22 protein-coding genes are annotated in these 23668 nt (G+C 52.8%); 9 read left to right on the plus strand and 13 right to left on the minus strand.

Translation table 11 applies throughout. From position 1 onward, the window contains the following. The first annotated feature begins 20 nt into the window (after positions 1-20). Positions 21-3353 carry a miniconductance mechanosensitive channel MscM gene (gene mscM / locus AAEY27_RS19960; protein ID WP_342322523.1) on the plus strand — a complete coding sequence of 1111 codons (3333 nt, stop codon included), beginning with the start codon at positions 21-23 and terminating at the stop codon, positions 3351-3353. 127 nt (positions 3354-3480) lie between these two features. Here the strand turns inward: mscM and AAEY27_RS19965 are convergent, their stop codons facing one another. From AAEY27_RS19965 to epmA, 3 genes are all read right to left on the minus strand, one after another. Next, positions 3481-3795: a YjeO family protein gene (locus AAEY27_RS19965; RefSeq protein WP_342322524.1), complete on the minus strand. Its 315-nt coding sequence runs from the start codon at positions 3793-3795 to the stop codon at positions 3481-3483. Next, the gene (locus tag AAEY27_RS19970; protein WP_342322525.1) at positions 3796-4509 is read right to left on the minus strand and encodes a hypothetical protein; all 714 of its coding nucleotides are present in this window, start codon (positions 4507-4509) and stop codon (positions 3796-3798) included. It lies immediately after the preceding gene. 227 nt (positions 4510-4736) lie between these two features. Beyond that, positions 4737-5714 (minus strand): elongation factor P--(R)-beta-lysine ligase, encoded by a 978-nt coding sequence (gene epmA, locus AAEY27_RS19975; RefSeq protein ID WP_342322526.1) that lies wholly within the window; start codon positions 5712-5714, stop codon positions 4737-4739. Positions 5715-6022: 308 nt separating this feature from the next. Here epmA and frdA point away from each other — a divergent pair, with 308 nt between their 5' ends. From frdA to AAEY27_RS20000, 5 genes are all read left to right on the plus strand, one after another. Next, positions 6023-7813 (plus strand): fumarate reductase (quinol) flavoprotein subunit, encoded by a 1791-nt coding sequence (gene frdA / locus AAEY27_RS19980; RefSeq protein ID WP_342322527.1) that lies wholly within the window; start codon positions 6023-6025, stop codon positions 7811-7813. Next, complete coding sequence (locus tag AAEY27_RS19985) at positions 7806-8540, plus strand: succinate dehydrogenase/fumarate reductase iron-sulfur subunit (RefSeq protein ID WP_342322528.1); 735 nt, start codon at positions 7806-7808, stop codon at positions 8538-8540. The genes frdA and AAEY27_RS19985 overlap by 8 nt, the downstream gene beginning before the upstream one ends. Before the next feature lie 10 nt (positions 8541-8550). Continuing rightward, positions 8551-8946: a fumarate reductase subunit FrdC gene (frdC, locus tag AAEY27_RS19990; RefSeq protein ID WP_342322529.1), complete on the plus strand. Its 396-nt coding sequence runs from the start codon at positions 8551-8553 to the stop codon at positions 8944-8946. Between the two features lie 10 nt (positions 8947-8956). After that, a complete protein-coding gene (gene frdD / locus AAEY27_RS19995) occupies positions 8957-9316 on the plus strand; it encodes a fumarate reductase subunit FrdD (RefSeq protein WP_342322530.1) in 360 nt (119 codons plus the stop codon). 83 nt (positions 9317-9399) lie between these two features. Continuing rightward, a complete protein-coding gene (locus tag AAEY27_RS20000; RefSeq protein ID WP_342322531.1) occupies positions 9400-9930 on the plus strand; it encodes a lipocalin family protein in 531 nt (176 codons plus the stop codon). On the opposite strand, the gene sugE is transcribed toward AAEY27_RS20000, so the two are convergent. Continuing rightward, a complete protein-coding gene (gene sugE, locus AAEY27_RS20005; protein WP_342322532.1) occupies positions 9927-10244 on the minus strand; it encodes a quaternary ammonium compound efflux SMR transporter SugE in 318 nt (105 codons plus the stop codon). The genes AAEY27_RS20000 and sugE overlap by 4 nt on opposite strands. Before the next feature lie 265 nt (positions 10245-10509). On the opposite strand from sugE, the gene AAEY27_RS20010 reads away from it, so the two are divergent. Further along, entirely contained in the window at positions 10510-11112 is a 603-nt protein-coding gene (locus tag AAEY27_RS20010) for a helix-turn-helix transcriptional regulator (RefSeq protein ID WP_342325651.1), read from the plus strand. 29 nt (positions 11113-11141) lie between these two features. Here AAEY27_RS20010 and ecnB read toward each other — a convergent pair whose 3' ends face one another. The 3 genes from ecnB to efp all read right to left on the minus strand — a co-directional run bounded on the left by ecnB (position 11142) and on the right by efp (position 12150). Then, complete coding sequence (ecnB, locus tag AAEY27_RS20015) at positions 11142-11288, minus strand: lipoprotein toxin entericidin B (protein ID WP_342322533.1); 147 nt, start codon at positions 11286-11288, stop codon at positions 11142-11144. Between the two features lie 107 nt (positions 11289-11395). Beyond that, complete coding sequence (locus tag AAEY27_RS20020; RefSeq protein ID WP_342325652.1) at positions 11396-11527, minus strand: entericidin A/B family lipoprotein; 132 nt, start codon at positions 11525-11527, stop codon at positions 11396-11398. Positions 11528-11583: 56 nt separating this feature from the next. Beyond that, positions 11584-12150, minus strand: coding sequence for an elongation factor P (gene efp / locus AAEY27_RS20025; protein ID WP_342322534.1), 567 nt, complete (start codon positions 12148-12150; stop codon positions 11584-11586). Positions 12151-12191: 41 nt separating this feature from the next. Here efp and epmB point away from each other — a divergent pair, with 41 nt between their 5' ends. Then, on the plus strand, positions 12192-13220 hold the full coding sequence (gene epmB, locus AAEY27_RS20030) for an EF-P beta-lysylation protein EpmB (protein ID WP_342322535.1): 1029 nt from the start codon (positions 12192-12194) through the stop codon (positions 13218-13220). Positions 13221-13293: 73 nt separating this feature from the next. On the opposite strand, the gene AAEY27_RS20035 is transcribed toward epmB, so the two are convergent. The 4 genes from AAEY27_RS20035 to AAEY27_RS20050 all read right to left on the minus strand — a co-directional run bounded on the left by AAEY27_RS20035 (position 13294) and on the right by AAEY27_RS20050 (position 20274). Further along, positions 13294-14925 (minus strand): methyl-accepting chemotaxis protein, encoded by a 1632-nt coding sequence (locus AAEY27_RS20035; RefSeq protein ID WP_342322536.1) that lies wholly within the window; start codon positions 14923-14925, stop codon positions 13294-13296. A gap of 286 nt (positions 14926-15211) precedes the next feature. Further along, positions 15212-15565 carry a DUF4156 domain-containing protein gene (locus tag AAEY27_RS20040; RefSeq protein WP_342322537.1) on the minus strand — a complete coding sequence of 118 codons (354 nt, stop codon included), beginning with the start codon at positions 15563-15565 and terminating at the stop codon, positions 15212-15214. A gap of 159 nt (positions 15566-15724) precedes the next feature. Further along, the gene (locus AAEY27_RS20045; RefSeq protein ID WP_342322538.1) at positions 15725-19759 is read right to left on the minus strand and encodes an Ig-like domain-containing protein; all 4035 of its coding nucleotides are present in this window, start codon (positions 19757-19759) and stop codon (positions 15725-15727) included. A 71-nt stretch (positions 19760-19830) separates the two neighbouring features. Then, positions 19831-20274: a hypothetical protein gene (locus AAEY27_RS20050; RefSeq protein ID WP_342322539.1), complete on the minus strand. Its 444-nt coding sequence runs from the start codon at positions 20272-20274 to the stop codon at positions 19831-19833. Between the two features lie 484 nt (positions 20275-20758). On the opposite strand from AAEY27_RS20050, the gene AAEY27_RS20055 reads away from it, so the two are divergent. Beyond that, positions 20759-21430, plus strand: coding sequence for a winged helix-turn-helix domain-containing protein (locus AAEY27_RS20055; RefSeq protein WP_342322540.1), 672 nt, complete (start codon positions 20759-20761; stop codon positions 21428-21430). Positions 21431-21539: 109 nt separating this feature from the next. Here AAEY27_RS20055 and groL read toward each other — a convergent pair whose 3' ends face one another. Together groL and AAEY27_RS20065 are read right to left on the minus strand one after the other, a co-directional pair. Further along, positions 21540-23186: a chaperonin GroEL gene (gene groL, locus AAEY27_RS20060; protein ID WP_342322541.1), complete on the minus strand. Its 1647-nt coding sequence runs from the start codon at positions 23184-23186 to the stop codon at positions 21540-21542. Positions 23187-23226: 40 nt separating this feature from the next. Beyond that, positions 23227-23520, minus strand: coding sequence for a co-chaperone GroES (locus AAEY27_RS20065; protein ID WP_342322542.1), 294 nt, complete (start codon positions 23518-23520; stop codon positions 23227-23229). Between the last annotated feature and the right edge of the window lie 148 nt (positions 23521-23668).

Here is a 23668-nt window from a genome sequence, read left to right on the forward strand (position 1 = left end):
TCACGCAGGGAGAGACTAGAGTGCGCCTGATTATCGCTTTTCTGATGGCCTGGTGCCTCAGTCAGGGAGCCGTTGCCGCAACGGCTCCCGATGCCCGACAAATCACCCAGGAACTGGAGCAAGCCAAAGCGGCGAAAAATACGCCGGATCAGGCGGAAACCGTCGAGACGCTCCAGGCTGCGCTTAACGCGCTCGAAGAACGCAAAGGTTCGCTTGAGCGCGCCCAGCAGTATCAACAAATCATTGATAACTACCCTAAACTCTCCCGCTCTCTGCGCTCTCAGCTGGATAACCTGCGCGATGAACCGCAGTCCGCACCGGCAGGCATGAGCAGCGACGCGCTGAATCAAGAGATTTTGCAAGTCAGCAGCCAGTTGCTGGAGAAAACCCGCCTCGCACAGCAAGAGCAAGAGCGCGCGCGGGAAATCAGCGATTCATTAAGCCAACTTCCCCAACAGCAGACCGATGCCCGCCGCCAGGTCACCGAAGTGGAACGCCGCCTGGGGGCGCAAACGACCAATACGCCGCTTGCTCAGGCGCAAAACTTTAGCGCGCAAGCCGAATCGGCAAAATTAAAAGCGCTGGTCGATGAACTGGAACTGGCGCAATTGTCGGCCAATAACCGCCAGGAATTGGCACGTATGCGCGCCGAACTGGCGCAAAAACAGAGCCAGCAACTGGATGCTTATTTGCAGACTCTGCGTAATCAACTCAACAGCCAGCGCCAACGCGAAGCGGAACAGGCGCTGGAGAGCACTGAGTTACTGGCGGAAAACAGCGCCAACTTGCCCGCCGGTATTGTCGAGCAGTTCCGCATTAACCGTGAATTGTCGCAGGCGCTGAACCAACAAGCGCAGCGCATGGATTTGGTCGCCTCCCAGCAACGCCAGGCCACCGGCCAAACCTTGCAGGTTCGTCAGGCGTTAAATACGTTGCGGGAGCAATCTCAGTGGCTCGGTGCCTCCAATATGCTGGGCGAAGCGCTGCGCGCGCAGGTCGCCAGGTTGCCGGAAATGCCGAAGCCGCAGCAGTTAGATACCGAAATGGCGCAGTTGCGTGTTCACCGCATGCGTTACGAAGATCTGTTGAATAAGCAACCGCAACTGCGGCAGATTCGCCAGGCCGACGGCAAGGCACTGACCGCCGAACAAAACCGCATTCTGGAAGCGCAATTACGCACGCAGCGCGAATTGCTGACCTCCCTGTTGCAGGGCGGCGATACGTTGATCCTCGAGTTGACCAAGCTCAAAGTCTCCAACAGCCAACTGGAGGACGCCCTCAAAGAGGTGAACGAGGCCACCCACCGTTACCTGTTCTGGACGGCGGATGTCAGCCCGATGAGCTTCGCCTGGCCTATCGAAATCGTGCAGGATCTGCGCCGTTTGCTGTCGCTGGATACCATCAGCCAGTTGGGCAAAGCCAGCGCAATGGTGCTGACCAGCAAAGAAACTTTGTTCCCGCTGTTTGGCGCGCTGATTCTGGTGGGCTTCAGTATTTACTCGCGTCGACATTTCACCCGCTTCCTTGAACGCTCCAGCGCGCGCGTCGGTAAAGTGACGCAGGATCACTTCTGGCTCACCATGCGCACCGTGTTCTGGTCAATTCTCGTCGCCTCGCCGTTGCCAGTGCTATGGGCAACGCTGGGGTACTGTTTACAAGAAGCCTGGCCCTACCCGCTGGCGGTAGCGATTGGCGATGGCGTAACCGCCACCGTGCCGCTGCTGTGGGTGGTGATGATTTGCGCCGCGTTTGCTCGCCCAACGGGCTTGTTTGTCGCGCACTTCGGCTGGCCGCGTAACCGCGTGGCGCGCGGGATGCGTTATTATCTGATGAGCATCGGATTGATCGTGCCGCTGATCATGGCGTTGATCATGTTCGATAACCTCAACGATCGGGAGTTCTCCGGATCGCTTGGGCGGCTGTGCTTTATTCTGATCTGCGGCGCGCTGGCGATGGTGACGCTGAGCCTGAAACGCGCCGGCATCCCGCTGTATGTCGATAAGAGCGGCAACAGCGACAATATGCCTAACCGGCTGTTGTGGAATCTAATGCTATGCGCGCCTCTGTCGGCGATCCTGGCGTCGGCGGTTGGTTATCTGGCCACCGCGCAAGCGCTGCTGGCGCGCCTGGAAACCTCCGTCGCCATCTGGTTCTTGCTGCTGGTGATCTATCACATCATTCGCCGTTGGATGCTGATCCAGCGCCGTCGCCTGGCGTTCGAACGCGCCCGCCATCGCCGGGCGGAGATCCTCGCCCAACGCGCGCGCGGCGAAGAAGATTCGGCGCATCAAACCAGTACCGAAGGCACGGCGGATGTGGATGAGCCGGAAGTCGATCTGGATGCTATCAGCGTTCAGTCTCTGCGCCTGGTGCGCTCGATTCTGATGCTGATCGCCTTGCTCTCGGTAATTGTGCTGTGGTCGGAAATCCATTCGGCTTTTGGCTTCCTGGAAAATATTCCGCTGTGGGATGTCACATCCACGGTGCAGGGGGTGGAAAGCCTCGAACCGATTACCCTCGGCGCGGTGTTGATTGCCATCCTGGTGTTTATTATCACCACACAACTGGTGCGTAACCTCCCGGCGCTGCTGGAGCTGGCATTATTGCAGCATCTGGAGCTAACGCCAGGCACCGGTTACGCCATTACCACCATCACCAAATATCTGCTGATGCTGTTTGGCGGGCTGGTGGGCTTCTCGATGATCGGTATTGAATGGGCCAAGTTGCAGTGGCTGGTAGCTGCACTCGGCGTCGGGCTGGGTTTTGGTTTGCAGGAGATCTTCGCCAACTTTATTTCCGGCCTGATCATTTTGTTTGAAAAACCGATTCGCATTGGCGATACGGTAACGATCCGCGATTTGACCGGTAGCATCACCAAGATCAATACGCGCGCCACCACGATCAGCGACTGGGATCGCAAAGAGATCATCGTGCCGAATAAGGCGTTTATCACCGAGCAGTTTATCAACTGGTCGCTGTCGGATTCGGTCACGCGTGTGGTGCTGACCGTACCGGCACCGGCTGATGCTAACAGCGAAGAGGTAACACAAATCCTCTACACCGCCGCTGAGCGTTGTTCGCTGGTGATTGATAACCCGGCCCCGGAAGTGTTCCTTGTCGATTTGCAGCAAGGTTTGCAACTGTTTGAATTGCGCATCTATGCCGCTGAGATGGGGCATCGCATGCCGCTGCGCCATGAAATCCACCAGTTGATTCTGGCGGGCTTCCGCGAACACGGGATCGATTTGCCGTTCCCACCGTTCCAGATGCGCCTCGAAAGCCTCGACGGTAAACGCACCGCCAGAACGCTCTCTTCAGCAGGCAGAAACAGCCGCCCGGCGGGAAGTTTGTAGTTTTGGAAATTGGCTAACTGCCTGATGGTGCTGCGCTTATCAGCGCCTACAAACCCATGATTAACGAGTTTTGTAGGCCGGGTAAGGCGTAGCCGCTACCCGGCAAAACGCACGTATCATCTGGCGATTACAAGCAAAGCTGATAGCGCATGAAAAATCGCCATATCCAAAAAGCAAAAACGGCGAGTAACGTGAGATAAAGAAACCAATGACGCTGTTTTTTCCAAACCAGTAGATATATGTACGGGAAAAACAGCGGGATCGTGATGACCTTTCCCACATCGCGAATATCATCATTTCCAATGTATGTCATTAAATCACATATATTTTTTATGCTTCCACCATCAATAAGCCACTCTTTATCCTGAGCCGAAAAGAATGAGATCAGGAGAACAGAGAGCCAGAACCAGACAAAGCCAAGTGTAAATCCCTTCCAGCGCATCTAATTTCCTCGCATGATTTTCATCAGACTGTCTTTCTTTTCAATAATTCGGCGACCATATTCACTATATATTCTTGCGGAAGTACCCGTCTCAGCCTGTATTGAATCGATAAAATCAGCTTTGATTCTCTCAATACCGCGGTTATATCTTGAACCGGCCAATATTATCTGCTCATCCGTCAGATTGAAAGTATCGCCTCCAGGATTGTCATGAAGAATGAGATCACGAAGATGAAATGCAACAACCCTGATATTGAAACGATTATCAAGCAAGCATTGCGAAAGTTTGTATTGTTGAAAGGATGTAAGCGTGTCCGGCCTGATACCTATCGTTTGAGCAGCAGTTCGGAGCTGTATTGCAATCGAACCGACAGAGGTAGAGTTAGAATATGAATTATCTGATTTTCTCATAATTTCTTCTAATAATTGCCTAAATTGTAATACACCAGTACTTTTAAATCGTTCAGGAGTGCCACCGACTTCAGAAACGGCAACTCCAGCAAGCAATAGCTCAGGGATCTGGGCCTCTCGGGCAAACTGTTTAATCATTTCCCTGTGATGGATTAGCCAAGCTGTTTTATAGAGCCACAAATACGCCGTTCCGGTAATGTAATTCCAATTGTCAGGAAGCGCATACCAACGAAAGAAATCAAACCCATCCCAATGAGGAAAGCCTTCTTTATCGACCTTACAAAATAATAACGAATCGTCCATGACCATTCCTTGTCCATTTACGAAATTTATATTAAAGAATATTTCAAATTAAATAGTAATCACGATGAGAAATAAATACCGTGATATATATCGGAAAGATAACTTAATTAAATGGTCACAACAGAAAGAAAATAAAGGAATAAATAAAATGAATTTATTTTTTAGATATATTCAAAAGGTTATTAATTCAGGGGCGCAATATTATGCCCCCTGTTTTTTAGGAAAAATTATGCCCTGTCGACAGTAAACGCCATCACTTCTGCGATGCTTTCCGCCTGTAACGCCAGCATCACCAGGCGATCGACACCCAGCGCCACGCCGGAGCAATCCGGCAGGCCGGCTTTCAGGGCTTCCAGCAGGTTGACGTCTACCGGCTGCTGCGGCAATCCGCGCGCGGCACGCTTGCGGTTATCCTGCTCGAAACGTTGCTGCTGCTCGCGGGCGTCGGTCAATTCATGGAAACCATTCGCCAGCTCGATGCCTTTGAAGTACACCTCAAAACGCTCGGCAACACGGTGATCTTCCGTACTGATCTGTGCCAGTGCCGCCTGGCTCGCCGGGAAGTGGTAAACAAAGGTCGGCCGCTCTTTGCCGATCTGCGGTTCCACACCCATGGTAAACAGCAGTTGCAGCAAGGTATCTCTGTCTTCTTCTGTATCGGCGATATTGCTCAGATCGAGTTTCGCCGCCACTTCGCGCAACTGGGTTTTATCCGCAGAGAGCGGATCCACTTCCAGATAACGCTGAAACGCTTGTTGATAAGAGAGGGATTCCGCCGCCGGGCACTCCAGCACCTGTTGCAGCAAATCATCCACCTCATTCATCAATCGGTACATGTCATAGTGCGGACGATACCATTCGAGCATGGTAAATTCAGGATTGTGATGACGCCCCATCTCTTCATTACGGAAGCTGCGGCACAGCTGGAACACCGGGCCGCAACCCGCCGCCAGCAGGCGCTTCATGTGGTATTCCGGGCTGGTCATCAGATAGAGATTGATACCCTGAGAATGGCCTGGGCCAACAAAACGGGTTTCGAACGGGAACAGATGAACATCGGTTACCGTCGCCTGGCTCATACAGGGCGTTTCCACCTCAAGTACGCCACGATCGGCAAAAAAGCGACGGATCTCCGCCATAATTGCCGCGCGTTTCAATAGATTGGGGATGGATGCGCTCGGCTGCCAGGTTGCCGTCTCGCTCATGGTACTTTCTCCGATTTCAGACAAGGGGACGAAGTCTACCCGCATCGATCCCCTGAGACAAATTTTGCACAAAAAATTTTCATTTATACTGGCTATAAATATATAAAGACACATTTAGTGGTGATATCGATCAAGTTCGCTGCTGTGTAATGCGACAGAACAGCAAAAAAATCGAACGCATCAAATTTCCATGAAATCTCTACGGTTATACTGCTCCTTACCCAAAAAGGAGCAGTGGAACACTTCCGCAACTACCTTGAGCGCTTCTGGCTTATCGTTGCGGAACAACAATAATCTGGAGGAATGTCGTGCAAACCTTTCAAGCCGATATCGCTGTGATTGGCGCAGGCGGAGCAGGATTACGTACCGCGATCGCTGCGGCGCAAGCCCACCCAAACGCCAAAATCGCATTGATTTCAAAAGTCTATCCCATGCGCAGCCACACCGTTGCTGCAGAAGGCGGCTCCGCCGCCGTCGCCCAGGATCATGACAGCTTCGAGTACCATTTCCACGATACCGTCGCCGGTGGCGACTGGTTGTGCGAACAGGATGTCGTTGACTATTTTGTGCACCATTGCCCGACAGAGATGACCCAGCTCGAACAGTGGGGCTGTCCGTGGAGCCGCCGTCCCGACGGCACAGTCAACGTGCGCCGCTTCGGCGGGATGAAAATCGAACGCACCTGGTTCGCCGCCGATAAAACCGGCTTCCACATGCTGCATACCCTGTTCCAGACCTCGCTTCAATTCCCGCAAATCCAACGCTTCGACGAGCATTTCGTGCTGGATATTCTGGTCGATGACAACCACGCCCGTGGCCTGGTCGCCATGAATATGATGGAAGGCACGCTAGTGCAAATCCGCGCGAACGCGGTGGTGATGGCAACGGGTGGCGCAGGCCGCGTTTACCGTTACAACACCAACGGCGGTATCGTCACCGGTGATGGCATGGGCATGGCGCTGGCGCACGGTGTTCCGCTGCGTGACATGGAGTTTGTGCAGTACCATCCGACCGGCTTGCCCGGCTCCGGCATCCTGATGACCGAAGGTTGCCGCGGTGAAGGCGGGATCCTCGTTAACAAAAACGGCTATCGCTATTTACAGGATTACGGCATGGGGCCGGAAACCCCGCTTGGCGAACCGAAGAACAAATACATGGAGCTTGGCCCGCGCGACAAAGTGTCGCAGGCGTTCTGGCATGAGTGGCGAAAAGGCAACACCATTTCCACGCCGCGCGGCGATGTGGTGTATCTCGATTTGCGTCATCTTGGCGCGAAAAAAATCAATGAGCGTCTGCCGTTTATCTGCGAACTGGCGAAAGCCTATGTCGGCGTCGATCCGATCAAGGAACCGATTCCGGTACGCCCAACCGCGCACTACACCATGGGCGGAATTGAAACCGATCAGAACTGTGAATCGCGGATTACCGGCCTGTTCGCCGTCGGCGAATGTTCGTCTGTCGGCCTGCACGGCGCCAACCGTCTTGGATCGAACTCTCTTGCCGAATTGGTAGTGTTTGGTCGTCTTGCCGGTGAACGCGCCATCGAACGGTCTGCCACCGCAAGCCAGGCGAACAATGACGCACTGAATGCCCAGGCCGCCGACGTTGAACAACGGTTGAAAGCGCTGGTGAACCAGGACGGCACGGAAAGCTGGGCGAAAATCCGAGATGAGATGGGTGAATCGATGGAAGAAGGCTGCGGCATTTACCGCACGCCGGAACTGATGCAGAAAACCGTCGATAAGCTGGCCGAGTTGCAGGAACGCTTCAAACGCGTGCGCATTACCGATACTTCTAGCGTGTTCAACACCGATGTGCTTTACACCATTGAACTGGGTCACGGCCTGAATGTCGCCGAATGTATGGCGCACTCCGCGCTGGCGCGTAAAGAGTCCCGTGGCGCCCACCAGCGTCTGGATGAAGGCTGCACCGAACGCGATGACGTCAATTTCCTCAAGCACACCCTGGCTTTCCGTGATGCAGATGGCGCAACCCGTCTGGAATACAGCGATGTGAAGATCACAACGCTGCCACCGGCGAAACGCGTTTACGGTGCTGAAGCTGAGTCGAGCGAGAAGAAGGAGACGAACAATGGCTGAGATGAACACTCTGAAAGTCGAGGTGGTGCGTTACAACCCGGAAGTGGACGATGCGCCGCACAGCGTCTTCTATGATGTGCCTTACGATGAAGCGACTTCCTTGCTGGACGCGCTGAACTACATCAAAGACAACCTCGCGCCGGATCTGAGCTACCGCTGGTCGTGCCGCATGGCGATTTGCGGCTCTTGCGGCATGATGGTCAACAAAGTGCCGAAGCTCGCCTGTAAAACCTTTCTGCGCGACTACACGAAAGGATTGAAGGTCGAGGCGCTGGCCAACTTCCCGATCGAGCGCGATTTGGTGGTCGATATGACCCACTTTATCGAAAGCCTCGAAGCGATTAAGCCTTATATCATCGGCAACACGCGCACGCCGGATCAGGGGCCGGGCAAACAAACCCCGGCGCAAATGGCGAAATACCACCAGTTTTCCGGCTGCATCAACTGCGGCCTGTGTTATGCCGCCTGCCCGCAGTTCGGCCTGAACCCGGAGTTTATCGGCCCGGCGGCGATCACGCTGGCGCACCGTTATAACCTCGACAGCCGCGATAAAGGCAAGAAAGAGCGCATGGGGCAACTCAACAGCCAGAACGGCGTGTGGAGCTGTACGTTTGTCGGTTACTGCTCGGAAGTCTGCCCGAAGCATGTCGATCCGGCCGCCGCTATTCAGCAGGGCAAGGTAGAGAGTTCGAAAGACTTTCTTATCGCCACCCTGAAACCACGCTAAGGAGTGCATTATGACGACTAAACGCAAAGCCTGGGTTCGTCCCATGCCGTCAACCTGGTGGAAAACCCTGCCGTTTTATCGCTTCTATATGCTGCGTGAAGGAACGGCGGTGCCTGCTGTCTGGTTTAGCCTTGAGCTGATTTACGGGTTGTTCGCGCTCAAAAATGGCCCGGAAAGCTGGATGGGGTTTGTCAGTTTCCTGCAAAACCCGATTGTGCTGATCCTCAACCTGGTCACGCTGGCAGCCGCGTTGCTGCACACCAAAACCTGGTTTGATCTGGCACCGAAAGCGTCGCTCATCATTGTGAAAGGCGAAAAAATGGGGCCAGAGCCGGTCGTGAGAGGGCTGTGGGTGGTGGCTGCCGTGGTGACGGTGGTTGTCTTATTTGTCGCACTGTTCTGGTAAGGAGGCCAAGGTGATTAACCCGAATCCAAAACGTTCCGACGAACCCGTTTTCTGGGGTTTATTTGGCGCTGGTGGTATGTGGGGCGCGATTGTCGCGCCGGTTATCGTGCTGCTGGTTGGCGTGCTGCTGCCGCTGGGGTTCTACCCTGGCGAAGCGCTGGGCTATGAGCGCGTGCTGGCGTTTGCGCAAAGCTTTGTTGGCCGCGCCTTTCTCTTTTTGATGATTGTCCTGCCGGTGTGGTGCGGTCTGCATCGCATTCACCACATGATGCATGATTTACAAATCCATATTCCCAGCGGCAAATGGGTGTTCTATGGCCTCGCGGCCATTCTGACGGTCGTCACTCTGATTGGGGTGATTTTTCTTTGAAGCCTGTCGCTCTCCTGCGTAAGCGGGAGAGCAAATTTCCCCGCGCCTTCTACACTTACGAAAAAGCCTGGAAGGAAAATACCATGCGTTTGCTGCCGATTATCGCGGCTGTTGCCGCTGCGTTTTTGGTTACTGCCTGTAGTACTCCCACTCCCCCTGACGGCGTGACCGTCGTTCAGAATTTCAACACTCAACGGTATCTCGGTAAATGGTACGAAATCGCCCGCTTTGATCACCGCTTCGAACGTGGTCTGCAAAAAGTGACAGCCACTTATAGTCTGCGCGATGACGGGGGTTTAACGGTCATTAACCGTGGTTACAACCCGGATCGCGGTATGTGGCAGCAGTCCGTTGGCAAGGCGTATTTCACGGGCAATCCAAGCACCGCCGCGCTGAAAGTCTCGTTCTTTGGCCCCTTCTACGGCGGCTATAACATCCTCGCCTTAGACGATCAGTACCGCTATGCGCTGGTCTGCGGGCCGGATCGCGACTACCTGTGGATCCTGTCGCGCACGCCAACCATTCCGGCTGACGTGAAACAACAGATGCTGGCAGAAGCGACCCGGCAAGGGTTTGCCGTGGAAAAATTGCTCTGGATTGAGCAGCCCCATTAATGGGCGCTGAGTTTCAGGCCAATAATTCCGGCGACAATCAAACAAAGACTGAGGATACGCGCCAGGCTTGCGGATTCGCCCAATAACACAATACCGGCGATTGCCGCGCCGACGGCGCCGATTCCGGTCCAGACAGCGTAAGCCGTACCGACCGGCAGCGTTTTCATGGCCCATGACAACAGCACGATGCTGACGATCATCGCCGTGGCGGTGATAACGCTGGGGGTTAAGCGAGTAAATCCATGGGTATATTTCAGGCCGATAGCCCAAACGACTTCCAGAAGACCGGCGATAACGAGAATTAACCAGGACATAGTTGGCTCCAGTGCGGGGCCGTCCCCGATAAAAAAGGCGCGCTAACGGGTCGTCCCGCCAGGCGTTTGTAGAAGGTCAGATTCTGACCGCAACGGTTTACTATTTCAACATTTTTGTTCTTACCTAATTTTAGGGGGTTAAGGCAAGAAATAGCCCCTCTTCGCAGCGGAATTCCGGCATTTATTAATCATATCTAACCCCTATGATTAATCGCTTTCCTGAATATGGGAAGCTGTGCGCCACCTTTTTACTGCGAAGAAAAATATGTTCAAGATTCTTATGATTGACCGTTGTTACTTCACCCGCTCAGGGATGGAATCCTGGCTCAATCAAATTGATTTGTTCCCCTCCTCCTTTCTGGTGACCGCTTTGCATAACTTGATGCTGGCGAAGGAACATATTGTGCAGTGGCAACCGGATTTGATCATTGCCGATCTTCATGGTTTCAAGGATGAAATTCATCATATTCAACAGCTTGCTTCTCTGTTTTCCGTCTGCGGCGAATACAGCCAGGTGATGTTGCTCGAGTCGGGCGAAGACACGCAATTCGCCGAGTTTTATGCGCAATTTAAGATTCAGACACGCATGCAGAAAACGGAATCACTGGAAAACGTGGCACAAGCCATTCGTGCGATGGTGCGAGCGCGACCGTTGAGCACCCTCCCGCGGATCGCCACGCCGCTGCTGACCCGGCAAGAAGAGAAAGTATTAACGCTGTGGATGGAAGGCAGGAACAATGCGGCCATTGCCACGAAGCTCAGTATCAACGGCAAAACCGTGTACACCTACAAGCGGAATATTCGCATGAAACTAGGCATGGATAACCGCTTTACGCCTTTCCTGTCTTTACCTGAAAACACAAACTAGCGGTACGGCAAGTGCCGTACCGCTAGTTATCACTGTTGCGCTTTGGTTGCAGCGCCAGAAATCGCACTACCGCCATCGGAAATATCCTCGCCGACGCCACGAGTGGTATTACACGCCGTCAGGACTGATGAAAGAACCAGTACAGAAAAGATCGCAACAATTGTTTTCTTAACCATAATATCTTCCTTTTGTAGTCAATATTGTTTGTGTATAGCGACTTAAGCATAGCCAAAATCCCGGAAAGTGAGCCGGTTTGATGCTTTTTTTAGGAAGAGTGGAAGTTTTAACTGGCGGCGTGAGAAATAATATGGCCGAGCGTTTGCACATCTTCGCCGATACCGCGCGCGGTATTGCAGCCTGACAGCAGTACGCCACTGATAAGTATTAGTGAGAGGAATTTCGCAAGACGTTTCATCATCCCTGCCTACTTGTCCATCGGCGTAGCAGGACGCTACGCCGAGGTCGTGAGCATTACTTCACGCGAGATACGTATTCGCCGGAGCGGGTATCCACTTTGATAACTTCACCGATCTGCACGAACAGCGGAACTTTAACCACTGCGCCAGTGCTGAGGGTTGCCGGTTTGCCGCCGGTACCTGCGGTGTCGCCTTTCAGACCTGGATCGGTTTCAACAATTTCCAGTTCAACAAAGTTCGGCGGAGTGACGGTGATCGGCTGGCCGTTCCACAGGGTCACGATGCATTCTGCCTGATCCAGCAGCCATTTTGCGCTGTCGCCGACGGCTTTCGCGTCAGCAGACAGCTGTTCGAACGTTTCGTTATTCATGAAGTGCCAGAACTCACCGTCGTTGTACAGGTAAGTCAGGTTCATATCGACAACGTCCGCGCCTTCTGCAGAGTCAGTAGACTTGAAGGTTTTCTCTACACGGGTACCGGTCAGCAGACGACGCAGTTTAACGCGTGCGAAAGCCTGGCCTTTGCCCGGTTTCACGAATTCGCTGGCTTCAACCGCGTACGGCTCGCCGTCCATCATGATTTTAAGACCGGCACGAAAATCGTTGCTATAGTAAGTCGCCATAAGGCCCTCTGAAATTGTTAACTGGTAGCTTAGCCAAAAAAATGGCACACATTGTAACCCTAAAAACCCCTTCCAGAGAAGATTGGTTATTGCAACTTGCCGATGTAATAACCGATCCGGATGAACTCCTGCGTATTTTAAATGTAGACCTTGATGCACAACAGCTCCGTGGGCGCGAAGCAAAACGTCTTTTTGCGCTCCGTGTTCCGCGCGCCTTTGTTGCACGCATGACCAAAGGCGATCCGAACGATCCATTGTTACGTCAGGTACTTACCTCTTCGGAAGAGTTCATTGCCGCACCGGGTTTCAGCACCGATCCGCTGGAAGAGCAAAGCAGCGTGGTGCCCGGATTGCTGCACAAATACCGCAACCGCGCCCTGCTGCTGGTCAAAGGCGGCTGCGCGGTAAATTGTCGCTACTGCTTCCGCCGCCACTTTCCCTATGCGGATAATCAAGGCAATAAGCGTAACTGGCAAGGTGCGCTGGACTATATTGCCGTACATCCGGAGTTGGACGAGATCATTTTCTCCGGCGGCGATCCGCTGATGGCAAAAGACCATGAGCTGGACTGGCTGATGGCGCAACTGGAAGCGATTCCGCATATCAAGCGTTTGCGTATTCACAGCCGCCTGCCGATTGTGATTCCGGCGCGCATCACCGAAACGCTGAGCGCGCGTTTTGCCCACTCTTCCCTGCAAATTTTGTTGGTCAACCATATCAACCACGCTCAAGAAATCGGCGATGATTTCCGTGCGGCAATGGCGCAACTGCGTCAGGCCGGTGTAACGTTGCTGAACCAAAGCGTGCTGCTTCGCGGCGTGAATGATAATGCGCAAGCGTTGGCTGATTTGAGCAACGCCTTGTTCGACGCGGGCGTGATGCCGTATTACTTGCATGTGCTGGATAAGGTGCAAGGCGCGGCGCACTTTATGGTGAGCGATGCCGAAGCGCGCGAGATCATGCGCGAGCTGCTGACCAAAGTGTCCGGTTATATGGTGCCGAAACTGGCGCGTGAAATTGGCGGTGAACCGAGTAAAACGCCGCTCGATTTACAACTGCGCCAGCGCTAAAAAAAGCACGGCCACAAAGCGCAATGTGGCCGTGAAAACAGCGAGCCTGCCGCAAACAGGCTCTCGCGATGATTTAGAACGTTTCCCATCCCTCATTTCCGGCAACAGCCAGGCGCGGGCGTTGAACCGATGGCGCGGATGGCGCAGTACGCACAGGCTGCTGACCCGGCAAGCTGAAGACATCCACCAACTGCTGCAATTTCGTGGCCTGCTCTTCAAGGCTGCCCGCCGCCGCAGACGATTCTTGCACTAAAGCGGCGTTCTGTTGCGTGGTGGTGTCCATCTCCGACATCGCCTGGGCAATCTGCGCGATGCCCCGGTTTTGTTCGTTGGAGGCGGCCGCGATTTCCTGCATCAAATCTTTTACCTGGGTAACGGAATTGACGATGCCGTTCATGGTTTCACCGGCCAAATCAACCTGCCGGGAACCCTCTTCGACATAATTCACCGATTCACTGATCAGCGCTTCAATCTCTTTTGCAGCCTGTGCGCTGCGCTGGGCTAATGAACGTACCTCACCGGCAACCACCGCGAATCCTCGGCCTTGATCGCCCGCTCGGGCGGCTTCAACGGCGGCGTTAAGCGCGAGGATATTGGTCTGGAAAGCAATGCCGTTGATGACCGACGTGATTTCCGAAATGCGTTTGGAGCTCGCCATAATGTCTTTCATGCGACTCACCGCCACGCCGACCACCGAACCACCCTGTGCGGCGGTATCCGACGCGGTAATGGCGAGCTGGCTGGCCTGATGGGCATTATCCGCGTTCTGTTTCACCGTCGAGCTTAACTCTTCCATGCTGGCCGCGGTTTCAACGACGGCGGCAGATTGCTGTTCAGTACGCGCGGAAAGTTCGTTATTGCCCATCGCGATTTCATTGGCCGCCGTGTTAACGGAACCCGATGCGGCGCGCACCATCGTCAGCGATTCCGCCACGCGTTCGACCAGGTGGTTAAACGCCGACACCGCACGGCCAATTTCGTCCAGCCGCCCGGTAGGCAGCGCACGGCTAAGATCCAGCTTTTCGCTGATACGCACCATACCGTCTTTCATGTCGTTCAGGCGGCGCTTAATATTCAGAACGGTAATCAGCCCAAACAAACCGAGAATAATGGTTGCAGCAAGTGTTGCGCTCACAGATAACGTCACCGAGCGGGTAATAGAATCGGAATTACTGGCCACCGCTTTATTAACAAGCTGGGTGTTATATTCCACTTGCGCGGTAAAATCATTAATTAACAGAGTGATATTGCTGGCAACTAACCCGCCTTTTTTCATTGCCTGAATAATTAGCGCGCGATCGTTACTTTCAGAAATTTTAAAATATTGCTCGAGCACTCCGCGAAATTTATCTAAATCGGCCAGCGTTTTATTGGATAAGTCCTGATCGTGTTGATCAGAAATGAGGTTTTTAAGGTAACCCTGATGCATGGCGTATAATTCGTCATACATTTTCAGCGCATTTTGTTTTACTTCAACCATCTCTGCGGGATCATCTGTCAAACCGTGGATAAAGAGCTGACCGCGTACGCCAAGCACCTTCAACATCTCTTTGTTCATCGCATCGAGGCTGGGTAAGATGTTCGTCTGGAAGGTCTTTTGTGAATCCCCCAATTTTGATAAGGAGAATATCGCAATAAGGTTAGTACCAATAAGACTCAAAATCAGTAACGAGAAAGCAAGTAATAATTTTTTTGTAATATTCATTAAGAACTCCCGACACCATCATGTATAAAAATGACATTACACACTCCCTCGTTTTCAGTCCTGAGTTGAGTATCGGCAAACTGTAATATTACTTTAACCGCCATCTTAATTTTTAAAAGTAAAGTTCCTAAGCGTCATAAATTAACAACATTAGACAAAGCTTAAGAAATCTTAATATTAAGAAAGGGAGGAAAGATAATTAGCAGGGGAATGATTATTGCGCTTGTTTATTCTTTAATAAATAAGCGCCGCGCCCGCCATTAAAGACGAGGCAGCGCGCGGAGACTCAGTTAGGGCACTTATAAACCTGAGCGTTCATTTCGCTGGCGGTCGGCACAAAGCTCGACAGGAAACCTTGTGTCGGGCTGCTTACGCTGTACAACACGTTGCCACCCATTGCTGCGGCCTGGTTACGCAGTGCGTTTGCCGCGCCGCGCATGGAACCGCCCTCTTCGCCATGCTGCCCGGAAAGCCAGTTGCTCTGTTTTCCCGTGGCGGTACCGAGGTATTGGCACTGCGCAGCCGGTTTATCTTCTACAAAGCGCACATTCTGCCCACCAGCGGTCAGTTCATTACTGCTGCTACAGCCAGCCAACAGCACCGCCGCGCCAATAATCCCTGCTAAATGTTTTACCAACATGTTATTCCCCATAATCAATGAGCTGGACGCATGTCGTCCGTGTGTAAACCTTATACTAAAAAGATGACCAAAAGAAAAACGCCGCCATCGCAGGCCGCACAAATGGGGGAAAATCATAAAGAAAAAGCCCCGCCGTTACCGGCGAGGCTGTTGACAGGTTTAACACCCGTTCAGATTGGTATTGGTTGAGAGCGTATTGACAGGATTAACATCCACCGTGCCGTTCTGGTCGACACTGATCTTAAAGACGTACCAAACACGGCTGGTGAGATACCCGGCAGCATTATCGGACTCCAGGTCGAATGACCGGCCATCAGACAGATAGAGTTTCACTTTCGCGCCGGTCATAACCTGTGCGTCAGTTGAATACCTGTACACCGAGTAGCAGTAGTTTCCTGTATGCGTGCGATCGATGGTGATGGTTTCAGGACCATAACCCCTCGTATTATCCACATCCAGTTCTGCATCAGCGCCTGCGGGTTTGCGTGCACTGTATTGCACATGAGCGGTCGAATTTCCCATCGGTACAAACAGGTGCGAATCCATATCCCTCGGCGTGGCGTCCCAGGTCAGTACAATACGTGCCGCTTTACCATTAAGCAGCGGTGATAACACGAAGTTCTTGGTGTAATTCGTGACGCCTGCGACATCCACCTCCAGCTCAGTGTCCAACGTGATGTACCCCGCGAGTATCGCCTGCACAAAGTAAACCCCCTGTTTGGTAGTAAGAGCATAGTTACCGCTACTGTCCGAGGTCACGGTGTAGGCGGGTTGCGGATCACCTTGCGCATTGAAAATCTTCACCGTTACGCCTGGGAGAACGTTGCCCGTTACCGCATCTCTTGTCACGCCCTGAACATTCACCATTTGCTGGCCAAAGCTCACTTTCTTGTCGGCATTGACGCGTTTGACACTATCCAGTGAAGCGGCAACTTGAATAGCGAGCGTCGCATTGCGCGTACTTGTCAGCGTCGCCACAGCTACCCCGGTGCTATCTGTGACGCTCTGGCTCGTGAGGGTGACCCCCGCCCCTTTATCTTGCGTCCAATGCACCGTCGCGCCGCTGACTGGGTTAGCGTTCGCATCTTTCACCGTGGCTTTAAAGACGAAGGTATCGGTTCCGTTGGCGACTTTATCGACTGCTGTACCCTCCAGCGCCACGCTGGTCAGTTTTGCTGTTGCTACATCAGCAATAAAGTCGACGTCTTTGCTGGCCGAACTTCCCGCCACTTGTGCCGTTACGCTATAGCGTGCCGCGTGCAAGCTGGTGACATTGGTCGTTACTTTACCGTCCTGATCGCTCATGCCCTGCGCACTGCTTAGGGTCGCACCAGCGCCGACGCTAAAATTGACTCTCACGCCGCTCAGCCGATTACCGCCCGCATCTGTCACAATCGCCGTCACGCGATTAACCGCCTGACCATTCGCCAACGCGCCATTGATATCGACCAACAAATTCGCGTCGGTGATCTGCGCTGTCGCGGGATCCGGAACGAAGACGGTCGACTTACTGATGACCCGGCCATTAACCGTCGCGCTCACCGTATAAACCCCAATGTTGTTACTGACGACAGTGGTTTGCACTTTACCGTCTGGCCCGGTTACGCCAGTCGCTGCTGCAAGCGTCGCCCCTGCGCTGACGCTAAAGTCAACCGTCACACCGGAAATCGGGTTGTCATTCGCATCGACGACCGTCGCTGTCACGCCATTGCGTGCGATGCCATTAGCAACTGCGCCATCAGGTGAAATAACCAGATTTTCATCAGGAAGCTGGGCCGAGTTGCCATCAGGAATGAAACGGGTGCTGACCTGCGCCACCTGAGTCGTACCGACCAATTTCGCCGTCGCGTTAAAATTGCCTGCCCGGCGGCTGGTTAACGTCGTTTTCGCCACGCCCTGAGCATCCGTCATTGCCTGCGCGGGCAGCACGTTTACCGGGACATCCGGGACAAACTGTATCGCCATCCCCGGCACGGGGTTGCCAAGTGCATCAGCGACTTTCACTTCCATCGCATTGCCCGCAACGCCGTTGGCGAGCGCACCCTGCGCCGCGCTGCTGTTCACAAAGCGGGCGGTTGCCCGATCGACAACAAACTTCACCTGCTTGCTGAGCGTAACGTTATTCACATTCGCCGTGACGGTAGAGGTCACCACGCGAGTGTGCGTGAGGCGCAGCAAAGCGTGCCCGTTAGCATCGGTCAGTACCGTGTTCCCGCCCACTACCGTGGCGCCATTATCGGCGGAGAAGCCCACCGCATAATTGGCCAGCGGGTTGCCATAACGATCGCTGACCGTCGCACGCAGTTCATTCGCCTGCCGCCCGTTCGCCAATGCGTTGTCAGTGACAACGGCGAGATCGGCCAACCTTGCGGTCGCGACATCGGCGATAAACGACACCCTGGCGCTGCTGTCGTTACCGTTACGCAAGGCGGCGGTAATGACGCCATTACCGATAACGCGGCTTCGCACTTTCATCGTCGCGATGCCCTGGCTGTCGGTATCGACACTCAGCGATTCTTTGTCCGAAGCTTGATCGGTAAACAGCGTCGCCGCCGATACGCCGTTGCTGTCGGCGAGTTGTGAAACGCGGAACGTCACGCGCTGCCCAACAATCGGCTGCCCGTTGGCACCCACCACTTTTGCGTTAATCGTGTACGCGTTCTGGTTATTGGCGAGCTGCGGCGTGTTCGGCGCCACCGCCAGTTGTTGGATCACTTCACTGGATCGCATCACGTGGATCATCGTCGTGACAGGGGCGGCGCGGTTGCCATTTTTATCCACGCCGATCGCCGTTAACACATAATCCTGCGATGCGGCTGCCCGGCTACGGCTACTGACATACGCCGGAACCTGCACGTCCAACGCGGTCATTGACGGTTGATGCCAGCTTCCGCCATTGGAGATAAAGTTGGTCGACGCGCTCCATTCAATGCGCTCCAGGCCATATTTCGCCTTGGTCACCATGACAGGAATGCGCAACGTGGAACCGGCCTCAACCGTAAATTGCTGCGGCAAAGAGAGTGCCAACAGCGTCTGTTTGCGATACTGCATCACGATGTCGTAGTTACGGTCGACCAGCGCATATTTGCTGCCGATCAGGCTGCGTTGTATACCGACGCTATCGGGATCAAGTTGACGCCAAAGCGGAACACCGAGCCGGTAGTTCACGGCAAGATCCAGGCGCGTGTCGCGGCTGTCGCCAAACGAACGTTCGCCGGAAAAGGTCAACAACGGAAATGGCGTATAGTTCAGCCCCAACGTGAGCGCAAAAGGATCATCCTTAAGGTTGTCCGGCCCGCCGCCTGTCAGCGCAATATTTTTGCCAAAATAGCGTTCATATTTCAGTTTGCCGCCCCACTGCGGATGCGCGAGCAACCAGCCTTCCAGACGCACATCAAACCCGTTCGCCGGGCGCTCGTCATACTCTGTCATGCTGTCGATTGAAGAGGCATGCCAGTCGGTCAGGCCGTAATAGGTATTGGCCGACAACTTCAGGTAATCGGCCCAGGCTTCAGCCCCCACGCCGAGGCGGGCATTTTTACCGGTGTAGTCGTAGTCATAGAAGGTATTGACGCCGTACATCCAGCCGTTGACCTGTTGGCGATAGCCAAGCCCGACGTTGGCAATGTTGCGCTCGTCGTTGGTACGCAGGCCAAGTTGGCCAAAGACCAATTGGTTATCGTTATCCAACAACGACACAAACAGATCGCCAGCGATCATGCCGTCCGTGCCCAGCGAGGCGTTCAGGGAACCTTTCTCGCCCATCCAGTCATTGATGTGCTGGTTAACCAACCCTTCGCCGACGCTGCGCGCCATGTTAAACGATGACGCGCTGACATCCTCCGACATCAACAAACGCCCGGCCTGCGCCACTTTCGGCGCCAGCCAGCGATCTGTCGGCTCGCGATTGTTTTCATTTTGCGCAGCGTCAATATCACTGCCCAATTCGGGTAGTGCCTGAATCGTCTTCTGCAAAGCAGGGTCGTCCGGAGGCGAAGACGAGCGCGTTAGCATGCGTGGTTCGTTAACCAGTGCCTGCAAACCCGACATGGTTTCATCCATGTTGCGGTAATCTTCATATTCTTTCGCCTGCGCCACAGGCGCCAGGCTTAATAATAAGGGGCTAACTAACTGAAGAAATATTACTCCCCAGGCCGTACGCCGCATCCATTCAGGCATATGTATCGTCATCATTATTACGCCATCAAAAAAATAAGAAAAAAGCCGTTATTAAAAACGGCATTAAAAAAGGAGAGCGTTATGCGTTAAATATCAGAGAGGTTTCGCATCTTTTCTTTAACGATTTGGTAACTGGTGTAATGTGCTTTTGCGCACAAGGTATCCAGCTTCAAATCAAGCTGCATGGTGTATATTTCTTTCGCTTCCTTTCCCATGATGTTTTTGTTGATATTTAAAAATCGATAACCCTCACCAATTTTTGAGTAATCAGCAGAATAATTTTGGTAGGTATCCGTATTAGTGCCACGAATAAAATTAAATTGGTCAATACAAGGATTATTAGTTGATGCAATAACAATTCCGTCAAAGAAAGGTGATTTGCGTGTTGCGGTAACCGTCTGTTCTGATTTCTCAGCACTATTTCCCGGCAGCGAATTGGTCGCCGGATTTTTCCCTCGAGTATTACCGGCGCAAGCCGAAAGTAATAAAGTGCAAACGGCACTAAGTACTATGGCATTTAAATGCTTCATGTTAGTTTTTCCCTTAAGATTAAAACAGAACCGCGACAGAGAGGTTTCAAACCGCAGCAAATGGCCACGCGATAACGCTGTTGGCAATCTGTGCGAGCTTAATAAGACGCCATAATAAAATCTGCCGAAGCTACCAGCTATTTATATCGAGGGAGCCAGACCAAACAACATATCTTGTCGGGATATAAATGTTCTATAGAGGAAAAACCACACTTTATAAATAAAATAATAATAAAACTTCAGTGATTGATAAGCATTAAATAGATGAATTGTCGGGGGTCGGATCTTAAAAATGAAAAAAAGCCACTTGCTTTATTGACAATAAATATGGCGTCGACAATATGGTTGCATTTACGGCAGGGCGGCTTAATAATTTCGAGTAATGAGATTTTCAATAATAGAAATAATGAACGACACGTTATTAGCCGTTATTACGGCAATAAATAACATGTTCTTTTAAATTTATTCCATGATGGTAGCCATCATGCAAGGTATTAATATGCATTTTATTATAGATAAGGAAATCTATTTCAGGCCTGCCGATGGTGCCATATGGAACATCGACGCTGAAAATGAAAAAAGATATTTAACGTTGGCCAGCAGTAGGCTGCTGGCTTTTTTCATTGAACATCGTGGCGAAATCATTTCCCGCGAAGTTATTTTCCATGCGGTGTGGGAAAGATATGGTTTGCACTCATCAAATAATACACTGAACCAATACATCTCATTATTACGCAGGACCTTAGCGGATTTCGGCTTAGGCGCGCACGTGATCAAAACCATTCCTAAAACCGGCTTTTTGTTCAGCACCGAGCTCACCATCACGACAGTCCAGCAGAAACATAGCGTCACCAACAGCGAACAACCGCGCACCACACGGCAACGCTACAAAGCTCTGCTGCTGTGCTTTTTGTACTTCTTACTGCTTCTGGTGCTGATAGGCCTGTGGAAAAGCCGGAGCGTAAGCACCCCTTTATCCGACAGCTGGCAACCCTCTCAAGAAGCTGAAAAATGCAACATCGCCTTATCTGAGGTCGATGACGGCTCCCGGTTGCTGGCCTCTTCCAACAAAGTGAAATATATGACGTTAGTAGATGATCTGCCCGTGGAGCACGAACCAGCTCGCATTAAACACGCTTCGCCTTGTACCGCGTGATGATCACTGGCTGAGGTGATTTTGAGGCAAAAAAAAAGAGCGGGCTTAAAGCCCGCTCTTCTTCGTTGAATGCGCACCAGGTCAAAGCCTGGCACGCATTCGGCAGCGATTACATCATGCCGCCCATACCGCCCATGCCGCCCATACCACCAGCAGCACCTAAATCAGGCGCGTCGCCTTTCGGCAGGTCGGTTACCATGCATTCAGTGGTGATCATCAGACCGGCTACAGATGCCGCGTACTGCAGCGCAGAACGGGTCACTTTAGTCGGATCCAGGATACCCATGTCGATCATGTTGCCGTATTCTTCGGTCGCGGCGTTGTAACCGTAGTTACCGTCGCCCGCTTTCACGGTGTTAGCAACAACTGACGGCTCTTCACCGCAGTTCAGTACGATCTGACGCAGCGGGGATTCCATTGCGCGCAGCGCAACTTTGATACCCACGTTCTGGTCTTCGTTCTGGCCTTTCAGATCAGCGATTTTGCTCGCTACGCGGATCAGCGCGACGCCACCACCAGCAACCACGCCTTCTTCAACGGCAGCACGGGTCGCGTGCAGCGCATCTTCAACGCGGGCTTTTTTCTCTTTCATTTCAACTTCGGTCGCAGCACCGACTTTGATTACCGCAACGCCGCCAGCCAGTTTCGCTACGCGCTCTTGCAGTTTTTCACGGTCGTAATCAGAAGTCGCTTCTTCGATCTGCTGACGAATCTGCGTTACACGGCCCTGAATTGCCGCTTCTTCACCCACGCCATCGATGATGGTGGTGGTGTCTTTGTTGATCACAACGCGTTTAGCCTGACCCAGATCTTCCAGGGTCGCTTTTTCCAGTTCCATACCGATTTCTTCAGAAATCACGGTACCACCGGTCAGAGTTGCGATGTCTTGCAGCATTGCTTTACGACGGTCGCCGAAGCCCGGTGCTTTCACCGCAGCCACTTTCACGATACCGCGCATGGTGTTCACTACCAGGGTCGCCAGCGCTTCGCCTTCAACATCTTCAGCGATGATCAGCAGCGGTTTGCCTGCTTTCGCAACGGCTTCCAGAACCGGCAGCATTTCGCGGATGTTGGAGATTTTTTTATCAGCCAGCAGGATGAACGGGCTCTCCAATTCTACGGCGCCAGTTTCCGGCTTGTTGATGAAGTAAGGGGACAGGTAACCGCGGTCAAACTGCATACCTTCAACCACGTCCAGTTCGTCTTGCAGGCCGGTACCGTCTTCAACGGTGATCACGCCTTCTTTACCGACTTTGTCCATCGCTTCGGCGATCAGTTTACCCACGGTTTCGTCGGAGTTAGCGGAGATAGTACCGACCTGAGCAATCGCTTTAGAGTCAGAGCACGGTACAGACAGCGCTTTCAGCTCTTCAACCGCAGCAGCGACAGCCTTGTCGATACCACGTTTCAGGTCCATCGGGTTCATGCCCGCAGCAACGGCTTTCAGACCTTCAGTGATGATGGACTGCGCCAGAACGGTTGCGGTGGTGGTGCCGTCGCCCGCAGCGTCGTTCGCTTTGGAGGCCACTTCTTTCACCATCTGCGCGCCCATGTTTTCGAACTTGTCTTCCAGTTCGATTTCACGTGCTACGGAAACACCATCTTTAGTGATGGTCGGTGCACCGAAAGATTTATCCAGAACCACGTTACGGCCTTTCGGACCGAGGGTAACTTTCACTGCATCTGCCAGAACGTTCACGCCGCGCAGCATTTTTACACGAGCGTCGTTACCGAATTTTACGTCTTTAGCTGCCATTTTCTTTATTCCTTAAATTCGTTCAGGTTCGCGCGCGTTGTTACGCTTCAACAATTGCCAGAATGTCGCTTTCGGACATAATCAGCACTTCTTCGTTGTCGATCTTCTCAGCCTTCACACCGTAACCATCGTTGAAAATCACGGTATCGCCCACTTTAACGTCCAGTGGTTGCACAGTACCGTTTTCCAGGATGCGGCCCTTACCGACAGCGATGATTTCGCCACGAGTTGATTTGCCTGCCGCAGAACCGGTCAGAACGATGCCGCCAGCAGATTTAGACTCAACTTCTTTACGTTTGACGATCACACGATCATGTAACGGACGAATACTCATTGATAGCTCTCCTTTGAGAAAGTCTTTATCAGTTATGGTGACGCCGGGCCACAAACGGTTTCCGGCTGGTGACCTGAGAGATGGGGTTAACGGGCGCCCCCTTCAAGGGGTAAAACAAAAAAAAATTTTGCGAAAGTACATGCGCGCG

This window comes from Kosakonia sp. BYX6 (assembly GCF_038449125.1).
Taxonomy (GTDB): domain Bacteria; phylum Pseudomonadota; class Gammaproteobacteria; order Enterobacterales; family Enterobacteriaceae; genus Kosakonia; species Kosakonia calanthes.

What these genes read in the sequence shown, in the direction of transcription:
- AAEY27_RS19965 (WP_342322524.1), bottom strand. Translation starts at nt 3,795, where the DNA reads ATGCGCTGGAAGGGATTTACACTTGGCTTTGTCTGGTTCTGGCTCTCT.
- AAEY27_RS19970 (WP_342322525.1), bottom strand. Translation starts at nt 4,509, where the DNA reads ATGGACGATTCGTTATTATTTTGTAAGGTCGATAAAGAAGGCTTTCCT.
- epmA (WP_342322526.1), bottom strand. Translation starts at nt 5,714, where the DNA reads ATGAGCGAGACGGCAACCTGGCAGCCGAGCGCATCCATCCCCAATCTA.
- AAEY27_RS19985 (WP_342322528.1), top strand. Translation starts at nt 7,806, where the DNA reads ATGGCTGAGATGAACACTCTGAAAGTCGAGGTGGTGCGTTACAACCCG.
- frdC (WP_342322529.1), top strand. Translation starts at nt 8,551, where the DNA reads ATGACGACTAAACGCAAAGCCTGGGTTCGTCCCATGCCGTCAACCTGG.
- AAEY27_RS20000 (WP_342322531.1), top strand. Translation starts at nt 9,400, where the DNA reads ATGCGTTTGCTGCCGATTATCGCGGCTGTTGCCGCTGCGTTTTTGGTT.
- sugE (WP_342322532.1), bottom strand. Translation starts at nt 10,244, where the DNA reads ATGTCCTGGTTAATTCTCGTTATCGCCGGTCTTCTGGAAGTCGTTTGG.
- AAEY27_RS20010 (WP_342325651.1), top strand. Translation starts at nt 10,510, where the DNA reads ATGTTCAAGATTCTTATGATTGACCGTTGTTACTTCACCCGCTCAGGG.
- ecnB (WP_342322533.1), bottom strand. Translation starts at nt 11,288, where the DNA reads ATGGTTAAGAAAACAATTGTTGCGATCTTTTCTGTACTGGTTCTTTCA.
- AAEY27_RS20020 (WP_342325652.1), bottom strand. Translation starts at nt 11,527, where the DNA reads ATGAAACGTCTTGCGAAATTCCTCTCACTAATACTTATCAGTGGCGTA.
- efp (WP_342322534.1), bottom strand. Translation starts at nt 12,150, where the DNA reads ATGGCGACTTACTATAGCAACGATTTTCGTGCCGGTCTTAAAATCATG.
- epmB (WP_342322535.1), top strand. Translation starts at nt 12,192, where the DNA reads ATGGCACACATTGTAACCCTAAAAACCCCTTCCAGAGAAGATTGGTTA.
- AAEY27_RS20035 (WP_342322536.1), bottom strand. Translation starts at nt 14,925, where the DNA reads ATGAATATTACAAAAAAATTATTACTTGCTTTCTCGTTACTGATTTTG.
- AAEY27_RS20040 (WP_342322537.1), bottom strand. Translation starts at nt 15,565, where the DNA reads ATGTTGGTAAAACATTTAGCAGGGATTATTGGCGCGGCGGTGCTGTTG.
- AAEY27_RS20045 (WP_342322538.1), bottom strand. Translation starts at nt 19,759, where the DNA reads ATGATGACGATACATATGCCTGAATGGATGCGGCGTACGGCCTGGGGA.
- AAEY27_RS20050 (WP_342322539.1), bottom strand. Translation starts at nt 20,274, where the DNA reads ATGAAGCATTTAAATGCCATAGTACTTAGTGCCGTTTGCACTTTATTA.
- AAEY27_RS20055 (WP_342322540.1), top strand. Translation starts at nt 20,759, where the DNA reads ATGCAAGGTATTAATATGCATTTTATTATAGATAAGGAAATCTATTTC.
- groL (WP_342322541.1), bottom strand. Translation starts at nt 23,186, where the DNA reads ATGGCAGCTAAAGACGTAAAATTCGGTAACGACGCTCGTGTAAAAATG.
- AAEY27_RS20065 (WP_342322542.1), bottom strand. Translation starts at nt 23,520, where the DNA reads ATGAGTATTCGTCCGTTACATGATCGTGTGATCGTCAAACGTAAAGAA.